We start from the raw sequence: 9,127 nt of genomic DNA, 5'->3' as shown, positions 1-9,127 counted from the left end.
CCCGGCGGCGCCCGTGCCGGGGGGCCCCTGGGGCGGCCGCGGCCGGCGGCGCCGGCCGCCTGACCCTCTGCGCCATAGCGGGAGCGCCATGGACACGATCCGAACCCTCACCCCCGCCGAGGCGGAGCAGGCCGTGGACTGGGCTGCGGCCGAGGGCTGGAATCCGGGCTTGGTGGATCTCGACTGCTTCCTGGCGCAGGACCCCGGGCTGTTCCTCGGCGCCTTCGCCGGCGATGCGCTGGTCTCGGTGATCTCCGCGACGCGCTACGACCCGGATTTCGGCTTCATCGGCTTCTACATCGCGCGGCCGGAAGCGCGGGGGCAGGGGCATGGCATCGCCATCTGGCGCGCCGCCATGCAGCGGCTTTCCGGCCGTCTGATCGGGCTCGACGGCGTCGTCGCGCAGCAGCCGAACTACCGGAAATCGGGCTTCGTGCTGGCCTGGAACAACATCCGCTTCGGTGGTGCGGCGCCGGTACTGCCCGCGCCGGGCGCCCATGTCGTGCCGGCGGTCTCGCTGCCCTTCGCGGCGATCGAAGCGCTGGACCGCCAGGTCTTCCCGGCGGAGCGGCCGGAGTTCCTGCGTGCCTGGCTCGGTGCGCCGGGCCATGTCGCGCTCGCCCTGCTGCGGGATGGCGTCGCCGCCGGCTTCGGCGTGATCCGCCCCTGCCGCAGCGGCCACAAGATCGGGCCGCTGGTCGCGCCCGACGCGGCGGCGGCAGAGGCGCTGCTCGCCGCCCTGCTGGAACGCGTCGACCCGGGCGAGATCTTCTGGGACGTGCCGGAGCCGCACGCCGCCGCGGTGGCGCTGGCCACGCGACTCGGGCTGAAGCCGGTCTTCGAGACGGCGCGGATGTACACCGGCGCCGCGCCACCGGTCGCCATGGACCGTCTTTTCGGCATCACGACCTTCGAACTCGGCTGAGACTTTCCCCCTCCGCCCGCCCCCGCTACCTGGGGCGGGCAGGATGGAGGGGTGATGACGGTCCGGATCGAGATCGGGACGACCAATGCCGGCGCGCCGGCGACGCTCGACCTCGAGGAACTGCTCGCCACGCGCCTTCTGGTCCAGGGCAATTCCGGCTCGGGCAAGTCGCACCTTCTGCGCCGGCTGCTGGAGCAATCCGCCCCCTGGGTGCAGCAGGCGGTGATCGACCCCGAGGGCGATTTCGTCACCCTGGGCGACCGCTTCGGCCACCTGGTGATCGACGCCGCCGAATCGGGCCTCGCCGGGCTCAAGCGCGCCGCCGACGGCGTGCGGCGCCACCGCGTCTCCGTCGTGCTGAACCTCGAGAACCTGGAGCAGGACCAGCAGCTGCGCCACGCCGCCGCCTTCCTCGACGGGCTCTTCACCGTGGAGCGCGACATCTGGTCGCCCATGCTGGTCGTGGTGGACGAGGCGCAGCTCTTCGCGCCGGCCATGGGCGGCGAGGTCTCGGACGAGGCGCGCCGCACCGCGCTCGCCGCCATGACCGACCTGATGTGCCGCGGCCGCAAGCGGGGCCTGGCCGGCGTCGTCGCCACGCAGCGCCTGGCGAAGCTGGCCAAGAACGTCGCGGCCGAGGCGTCGAACTTCCTGATGGGCCGCACCTTCCTCGACATCGACATGGCCCGCGCCGCCGACCTGCTCGGGATGGAGCGGCGCCAGGCCGAGATGTTCCGCGACCTGGCGCGCGGGCATTTCGTGGCACTCGGCCCCGCCATCGCCCGCCGCCCGCTGCCGGTCCGCATCGGAGATGTCGAGACCGCCTCGCGCGGCCAGGGGCCCAAGCTCGTGCCGCCGCCGCAGGAAGCCTCGGAGGCGGCGCGGGAGATGATCCTGAAGGCCGCCGCCCCGGAGCCGCGCGCCGCGCCGCCGCCGCGCCGCCCGGCCGCGCCGCCGCCCGACATCGCCGCCCAGCTCGCCGCCGCGCGCCCCGCCCCGGTGCACGACCGCGCCGAGCCGTCGCTGTCGGAGGCAGAGGCGGCCGCGCGCCAACAGAAGCTCTCGGAGGTGCTGCGCGCCGTGCTGGCCGAGCCGGAGGCCGCCTATCGCCAGCCCGCCATCCTCTACCAGGATTTCCTGGTGCGCTGCCGTATCGCGCGGCTCGGCGCCGCGCCGGACCTGCCGGCCTTCCGCCGCCTGCTCGCCCTGGCGCGCGCCGGCGTCGCCGAGGCGGCGATGGACGATGCCGACTGGCCCGCCGTGGCGGAGCAGGCCGCTGGCCTGCCGGAGGACACGCAGGGGGTCTATCTGCTGCTCGCCCGCGCCGCCCTCGCCGGCGAGGCCTGCCCCTCGGATGGCGCGATCGCCCGCGCCTATGGCAGCCGCTCCGCCGGCCGCGCGCGGCGCCTGCTGGACTGGCTTGAGGCGCAGGGCGCCATCGTCTGCCGCAGCGACAATCTCGGGCGGCGGATCGTCGCCCTCACCGGCTCGGGCCGCGAGACCGCGCCGGGCGATCCCGCGGCGGAGGCGGCCTGAGGGTCAGCGGGGCTGGGTCCAGGGATTTCCGGCGGGCGGAGCGCCGCCGCGCGCCGACTGCACCATCAGCATCTCGCCGAGATTCTCGTTCGTCAGCAGGCCCACGAGCCGCCCGGCGGAATCGACCACGCCGACCGGTCCCGCCGCCTGCTGCATCCGGGTCAACGCCTCCTCCAGCTTCATCCGCTGCGGCACGGTCGGCACCTCGCGCTGCATCGCATCCAGCACCGCGGCCTCGGGCCCCGCCTGCTTCAGCGCCATGATGAGGTCGGAACGCGTCAGCACGCCGCGCAGCTTTCCGCCGCCATCCACCACGGGAAAGTCGGTCTGCGCGCCGCGCAGCAGCAGCTCCACCGCGTCATCGAGCCGCGCCGTCACCGGCAGCGTCTCGAACCGCGTCATCATCGCATCCGCCGCGACCATCCCGCGCGAGAGTTCGCGCATCCGCACCGCATGGCTCTCCGCCGCCGCACCGAGCCAGACGAAGAGTGCCACGAAGACCAGCAGCGGCGCCCCGTTCACCAGGCCGAGGAAGCCGAAAAGGAAGGCCAGCACCTGGCCGATGGTGGCGGCGATGTCGGTCGCCCGCCGCCGGTCCATGACCGTGCTGAGCAGCGCGCGCAACACGCGCCCGCCATCCATCGGGAAGGCCGGGATCAGCAGGTTGAAGCCGGCCAGCACCACATTCACCCAGAACAGCCGCGCCAGCATGCCGTGGCCCGGCTCCTGCAGGCCGGCTGCCGCCTCCATCGGCGGCAGGCCGCCGAGCAGGACGAACAGCAGCGCCGCGATCACCACATTCACCGCCGGCCCCGCCAGCGCCACGACCAGCTCCTCCGAGGGCTTCTCGGGGATGCGTTCCAGCCGCGCGACGCCGCCGATCGGCAGCAGCGTGATGTCGGGCGTGGCGATGCCGTAGCGTCGCGCGGCCAGGCTGTGGCCGAATTCGTGCAGCAGGACGCAGGCGAAGATCAGGCAGATGAAGACCACGCCCTCGACCGCGGCAGGCCAGCCACCCTGCGCCGCCGCGGTGAAGCCGATCCAGGCGAGCAGCAGCAGGAAGGTCAGGTGCAGGCGGATCTCCGTGCCGAAGACGCGCCCGAGCGGGATGGACCAGGTCATCTGCGGTTCCTAGCGCCGCGGCTGCGGCGTGGGTTGCAGCCGCGAGATGTCGAAGCCTTGCGCGGCGGCGATGCCCACGGCCTCCGCATAATCGCCCGCCGTCATCTCCGGCTGGCGCGACAGGATCCAAAGATAGTCGCGCCCCGGCGCGCCGACCACCGCCCAGCGATAGCCGGGATCGAGCCCGATCACCCAGTAGTCGCCGTAGAAGGGCCAGAAGAAGGTGACGCGCAGCTTCGCGTTGTCGCCGCCCTCCACCGCATAGGCGCTGCCCTCCGCCGTGACCTCCCGCTCGCCGGCGGCGGCATCGAGGCAGCGATTGGTCACCGCCACCTGACCGTCCGGGCGCAGCGCATAGGTCGCGGTGGTGCCGATGCAGCGCCGGCCGCGACCGTCCTGGAAGCTGTTGGGGAAGCGCGCGATCTCGTACCAGGTGCCCGCGTAGCGCTGCAGGTCCACGGTGGCGACGGTCTGGACCGGCGGCCGGGCCGGCGTCGTCGCGCAGGCACCGAGCGCGAGCAGCGCGAGGAGCAGCAGCCGCCTCATGCCGCGCGCTCCGTCCCGGCCGCGCGCGGGCAGCCCGGCACCACGCCGGCCGGCAGCGCCGCGACATGGTCCAACACCGCGCCCGCCTTGGTGATCCAGATGCGCCCGCGCTCCCGCGCGATGGCGCCGAGCGCGCGGCGCAGCACGCGCAGCCGATGCGGCTGGCCGACGATGTAGGGATGCAGCGCGATGCCCATCACCTGCGGCAGCCCGTCCTGCTGCACCTGGCGCAGCCTTTCCTCGAAGTCGTCGAGGATCATCCGCCCGAAGGCCTCGGCCGATTCGCGGCGCGCGACGATCGCGGGGATGTCGTTGACCTCCTGCGGATAGGGCACGGCCAGCAGCGGCCCGCCGCGGGTGCGCATCCAGACCGGCGCGTCGTCGGCGCACCAGTTCATCGTGTAGGCGTAGCCGGCCTCGGCCAGCAGGTCGGGCGTCGCGCGGCTCTCCGCGATCCAGGGGGAGAGCCAGCCGCGCGGCGCGCGGCCCTCATGCAGCGTGATCGCCGCGGTCGCCTCCGCGATCAGCGCGCGCTCCGCCGCCTCGTCCAGGACCGACTGGCGTTCGGAATTGGTGCGTCCATGGCCCGCCATCTCGTCGCCGCGCGCGCGATGTGCCGCCACCAGATCCGGCGCGTAGCCGTACATCGCGCTGTTGAGCAGCACCGTCGCCGGCAGGGAGAGCTCGTCCAGCAGGTCGAGCAGCCGCCAGGCGCCGACCCGGTTGCCGTAGTCGCGCCACGCGAAGTTCAGCACGTCCGGCTGCGGCCCGCCGGGCGCGAGTTCCGCGCCCAAGCCCTCGCCGAAGGCGAAATGCTCGAGGTTCACGCCGAGATAGACCGCGAGCTTCGCCCCGTTCGGCCAGGCATAGGGCGTCCGGCCCCGCCAGGCGGCGTAGTCGTAGCGTCCATGGGTCGGCAGCATCGCGGGTCCTCGGCTCGTCCACCCCACAGCTTGCGCCTGCCGCCCGCCGCGGCAAGGGCGGGCCCAAGGGCCGGCCATCGCTGTCACGCAAGCCTGACGGAACGGGATGACCGGGCCGTGCGAGTGCCCTATGGTCCTTCGGGCCATGTCACGAGCGGTTAACGAGGCGGATCGCGCCGCGGAGGACCTTCTCCGCCGGGAGGCGCGGCAGGCGCGTGCGCGCCTGGCGTTGCCCGTCGCGCTCGGCGTGGCGCAGGTGGCTGCCGGCATCGCGCAGGCGCTGCTGTTCGCCATGCTGGTGGGCGCGCTGCTCGGCTTCGGTAATGCCGGCTGGGCGGAGCTTGGCCTGGCCGCCGTGCTGGCGGCGCTCTCGGCCGGGCTCGGCATGGCGCAGGAACGCACCCTCGTCGCTGCCGGGGAAGCCGCGAAGGCCCGGCTCCGCCGCACCGCCTTCGCCCGCCTGCTGGAGGACGGCCCGGCCGATCCGCGCCCGGTCGGCGAGCGCGCCGCGCTGGTGGTGGACCGGATCGAGGCGCTGGAGGGCTATCTGACGCGCTGGCTGCCCTCCGCGGTGCTGGCCGTGGCAGGGCCGGCGCTGGTGATCGCGGCCGCGCTGCTCGCCGATCCGCCGAGCGGGCTGATCCTGCTGGTGGCGGGCCTTCTCGTGCCGGTGATCATGGCGGTGACCGGCATCGGCGCCGCCCAGGCCAGCCGCCGCCAGTTCGAGGCGCTGGGCCGGCTTTCCGGCCGCTTCCTCGACCGGATGCGCGGCCTGCCGACGCTGGTGCTGTTCCGCCGGCAGGAGGCCGAGGCCGAGGCGCTGGGGCAGGCGGCGGCCGAGCTCCGGGCGCGCACCATGAAGGTGCTGCGCGTCGCGTTCCTCTCCTCGGGCGCGATGGAGCTGCTGGCCGCGGGCGCCATCGCGATGCTCGCGATCCGGCATGCGGCGCAGCTCGGCGCCGGCCATCCCGACCCGGTCGCGGGCATCTTCTGCCTGCTGCTGGTGCCCGCCTTCTTCGCCCCGTTGCGCAGCTTCTCGATGGCCTATCACGAGAAGCGGGCGGCGCGCGGCGCGGCGGCGGAGCTCGCGCCGCTGCTGGTCCCGGCGGGGCCGCCGGGCCTGATCCTGGAGGAGATGCCGCGCAAGCTGGTCGTGACCTTCCAGGATGTGCGCCTCACCTACGACCCGGCCCGGCCCCCGGCGCTGGACGGGCTTTCGTTCCGCGTGATGCCCGGCGAGACGCTGGTGCTCTCCGGCGCATCGGGGGCGGGAAAATCCTCGGTGCTGCGGCTGCTGATGGGCTTCCGAAAGCCGGATTCCGGCCGTATCGCGCTGAACGGCCAGGACGCGACCGCGCTCCGCCCGCCGGAACTGCGCCGCCTCTCGGCCTATGTCGGGCAGCGCGCGCATCTCTTCCGCGGCACGCTGCGCGAGAACATCCGCCTGGCCCGGCCGGAGGCGACCGATGCGGAGGTGGAGGCCGCCGCCGAGGCCGCCAGGGTGATGGCCTTCGCCCGCGGCCTGTCGGAGGGCCTGGACACGCTGGTGGGGGAGGGCGGCTTCGGCCTGTCGGGCGGCCAGGCGCAGCGGGTGGCGGTCGCCCGCGCCTTCCTGCGCGACGCCCCGCTGGTGCTGCTGGACGAGCCGACCGCGCATCTCGACCCCGGCACGGAGGGCGAGGTGCTGGAAAGCCTGCGCCGCCTGTGTTCCGGCCGCACCGCCATCGTCGCCACCCATTCGCGCGCCGCGCAGCGCATGCTGGGCCGCGTGCTGGAGATCGAGCAGGGCCGCGCCGGCGCGGCGCGGATGGCGGGCGAATGACCGCCGACCTGATCCGCGTCCTCGGCCTGTGGCGCAGCCGTGCGGGATGGCTGGTCGCCGGCCTCGCCGTCGCCGGCCTGGCCGCGCTGGTCGGCGTGGCGCTGCTGGCGGTGGCCGGGCGCGGCATCGCGCATGCCGTGACGGGTGCGGCGATCTTCGCCGGCGCCGCCGCCGCCCTGGCCTGGATCTGGCCGATCGCCCTGATGCGGCCGCTGCTGCGCTACCTCGACCGGCTGGTGAGCCACGCCGCGGCCTTCCGCGCGCTGGCCGACACAAGGGTCTGGTTCTTCCGACGCCTGGCGGAGCGGCTGCCGGCCGGGCTCGGCTTCCGGCGGGCCGGCGACCTGCTCGGGCGGCTGGTGTCCGACATCGACGCGCTGGACCGGCTCTATCTTGGCGCCATCGTGCCGGCGGTGGCCGCCGCGGTGGTGGTGCTGGCGATCTTCCTGCTGCTCGGCGTGGTCGCGCCGGAGCTTGCCCTGCTGGTCGCCGCGCCGCTGGCGCTGGCCCTGCTGCTGCCGCCGATGCTGGCGCCGGGCGCGGCCGAGGCCGGGCAGCGCGTGGCCGCGGCCCAGGGCAGCCTGCGGGCCGCCGTGGTGGACCCGCTCACCGGCATCGAGGACACGCTGGCCGCCGGCGCCGAGCCGGTGGCCGCCGCCCGCGTCGCCGAGGAAGGCGCGCGGCTTTCCGCCGCGCAGCGCCTGCTGGCCCGCCGCGGCGCCTGGGGCGGCGCGGCCGGCACGGTGCTGACGCAGGCGGCGATGCTGGGCGCGCTGGCCTATGGCCTCGTCAGCGGGAACGAGGGCGTCGCCGCCGCGGTGCTCGGCCTGTTCCTGGCCATCGCGGCCGCCGAGGCGCTCGGCCTCATGCCGCGTGCCGGCGCCGCGCTCGCCGCAGCCGCGGCCAGCGGCCGCCGCCTGTTCGAGGCTGCCGACGCCACCCCGCCGGTGGCCGAGCCGGCGCAACCCGCCGAACTGCCCGCCGGTCACGCCATCCGCATCGAGAACGTCCACTTCACCTGGAGCACCGACCGCCCGCCGGTGTTCGACGGGCTGGAGCTGGAGGTGCCGGAAGGCGCGCGGCTGGCCCTGCTCGGCCCATCGGGCGCGGGCAAGTCCACGCTGGCGGCGCTGCTGCTGAAATTCGCCGCGCCGCGCATCGGCCGCATCCTGCTGGACGGCGTGGACATCGCGCGCCTGACCGGGGCGCAGCTGCGCAGCCGGATCGTCTGCCTGACCCAGGATGCGCGGCTGTTCGACGATTCGATCGCCGCCAACCTTCGCCTGGCGCGGCCGGAGGCGGCGCCGGCGGAGATGTGGCGCGCCCTGGATGCGGCCGGGATCGGCGAGGTGGTGCGCAGCCTGCCGGACGGCCTGGAGACCCGCTGCGGGGAGGCCGGGGCTCGCTTCTCCGGCGGTCAGGCGCGACGGCTGGCGCTGGCGCGCGCGCTGCTGTCCGAGGCCCCGGTGCTGATCCTGGACGAGCCGGCGGCCGGGCTCGATCCCGACACCGAGCGCGCCTTCCTGGAGACGCTGGACCAGGCGACGGCCGGACGCACGGTGATCCTAATCGTCCACCGGCTGATCGGGGTGGAGCGTCCGACGAAGATCCTGCGTCTCGCCGGCGGGCGGGCGCTCACCGCGATGGGCTGACGCGGCCCGATGACCGGAGGGCCGCCAGGCCCGGAGGTCTGGATCGGCCCGCCTGACATGCCAGCGCCGCCGCCGGCGGCAGGATCAGCGGCGATCCTCGAAGAGTTCCAGCACGCCGGCGCCCGGAACTTCCGACATCCAGAAGCCGAGGCTCGCCTTGGTCGGCTTCGTCGGCTGCGGGCGCTGCACAACGATCTCGACCCGGCCGGTCTCGCGGCCATTGCTGTCGGTCAGCGCGGGCTCCACCGCGGCGATCAGCAGCTCGGCCTCCTCGGTCGGCAGCGCATGGATGCGGCCGAGGATGCGGGCCAGCACGCCCATCTTCGCCCGGCCGCTGGCATCGCCATCGGCCACCTTGATCGCGATGCCGAGGCCGCGGTCGCGCACGCAGGCCATCAGGTAGCCTTCCGCACCGCCCTTCAGCAGCACATTGCCGTCGGCGTAGCGGATCATCCGCGCCGTGGGGGAATCCTTGAAGGCGAGATGGTCGGGGTGGGCCAGCATGGCGTTCGCCACCCGGCGCGCCGCGGCGCGCCCCCCCGCCCCCCCCCCCGCGCCCCCCCCCCAGCCGGGCGCGGCCCGGGCCCGCGCGGCCCGCGCC

Annotated in this window: 8 protein-coding genes; 4 read left to right on the top strand and 4 right to left on the bottom strand. The window is 74.8% G+C overall.

Features of this window, described 5'->3' with window-relative positions; all coding sequences use genetic code 11:
- The first annotated feature begins 88 nt into the window (after window positions 1-88).
- Together AC1MIR_RS14370 and AC1MIR_RS14365 are read left to right on the top strand one after the other, a co-directional pair.
- Complete coding sequence (locus AC1MIR_RS14370) at window positions 89-925, top strand: GNAT family N-acetyltransferase (protein ID WP_480028881.1); 837 nt, start codon at window positions 89-91, stop codon at window positions 923-925.
- A gap of 54 nt (window positions 926-979) precedes the next feature.
- The gene (locus AC1MIR_RS14365) at window positions 980-2,461 is read left to right on the top strand and encodes a helicase HerA domain-containing protein (protein WP_480028880.1); all 1,482 of its coding nucleotides are present in this window, start codon (window positions 980-982) and stop codon (window positions 2,459-2,461) included.
- Between the two features lie 3 nt (window positions 2,462-2,464).
- On the opposite strand, the gene AC1MIR_RS14360 is transcribed toward AC1MIR_RS14365, so the two are convergent.
- The 3 genes from AC1MIR_RS14360 to AC1MIR_RS14350 are packed head-to-tail and all read right to left on the bottom strand — an operon-like array spanning window position 2,465 to window position 5,052.
- Window positions 2,465-3,583: a site-2 protease family protein gene (locus AC1MIR_RS14360; RefSeq protein WP_480028879.1), complete on the bottom strand. Its 1,119-nt coding sequence runs from the start codon at window positions 3,581-3,583 to the stop codon at window positions 2,465-2,467.
- Window positions 3,584-3,592: 9 nt separating this feature from the next.
- Window positions 3,593-4,129, bottom strand: a complete 537-nt coding sequence (locus AC1MIR_RS14355) for a lipocalin family protein (protein ID WP_480028878.1) — start codon at window positions 4,127-4,129, stop codon at window positions 3,593-3,595.
- Window positions 4,126-5,052, bottom strand: a complete 927-nt coding sequence (locus tag AC1MIR_RS14350) for a polysaccharide deacetylase family protein (protein WP_480028877.1) — start codon at window positions 5,050-5,052, stop codon at window positions 4,126-4,128. The genes AC1MIR_RS14355 and AC1MIR_RS14350 overlap by 4 nt, the downstream gene beginning before the upstream one ends.
- Before the next feature lie 145 nt (window positions 5,053-5,197).
- Here AC1MIR_RS14350 and cydD point away from each other — a divergent pair, with 145 nt between their 5' ends.
- A complete protein-coding gene (gene cydD / locus AC1MIR_RS14345; protein ID WP_480028876.1) occupies window positions 5,198-6,874 on the top strand; it encodes a thiol reductant ABC exporter subunit CydD in 1,677 nt (558 codons plus the stop codon).
- A complete protein-coding gene (gene cydC / locus AC1MIR_RS14340) occupies window positions 6,871-8,526 on the top strand; it encodes a thiol reductant ABC exporter subunit CydC (RefSeq protein WP_480028875.1) in 1,656 nt (551 codons plus the stop codon). The genes cydD and cydC overlap by 4 nt, the downstream gene beginning before the upstream one ends.
- A gap of 84 nt (window positions 8,527-8,610) precedes the next feature.
- Here cydC and AC1MIR_RS14335 read toward each other — a convergent pair.
- Window positions 8,611-9,127 (bottom strand): asparaginase (locus AC1MIR_RS14335; protein ID WP_480028874.1); only part of this gene is annotated, 517 nt, incomplete at its 5' end.

The organism is Falsiroseomonas sp. RANM36 (assembly GCF_056682175.1).
The sequence above is the reverse complement of the archived record's forward strand: the minus strand, read 5'-3'. Positions and strand labels throughout refer to the sequence as shown.

Excerpts from the sequence above, each read along its gene's own strand:
- AC1MIR_RS14355 (WP_480028878.1), bottom strand. The coding sequence starts at position 4,129 with ATGAGGCGGCTGCTGCTCCTCGCGCTGCTCGCGCTCGGTGCCTGCGCG.
- AC1MIR_RS14370 (WP_480028881.1), top strand. The coding sequence starts at position 89 with ATGGACACGATCCGAACCCTCACCCCCGCCGAGGCGGAGCAGGCCGTG.
- cydD (WP_480028876.1), top strand. The coding sequence starts at position 5,198 with ATGTCACGAGCGGTTAACGAGGCGGATCGCGCCGCGGAGGACCTTCTC.
- AC1MIR_RS14365 (WP_480028880.1), top strand. The coding sequence starts at position 980 with ATGACGGTCCGGATCGAGATCGGGACGACCAATGCCGGCGCGCCGGCG.
- cydC (WP_480028875.1), top strand. The coding sequence starts at position 6,871 with ATGACCGCCGACCTGATCCGCGTCCTCGGCCTGTGGCGCAGCCGTGCG.
- AC1MIR_RS14360 (WP_480028879.1), bottom strand. The coding sequence starts at position 3,583 with ATGACCTGGTCCATCCCGCTCGGGCGCGTCTTCGGCACGGAGATCCGC.
- AC1MIR_RS14350 (WP_480028877.1), bottom strand. The coding sequence starts at position 5,052 with ATGCTGCCGACCCATGGACGCTACGACTACGCCGCCTGGCGGGGCCGG.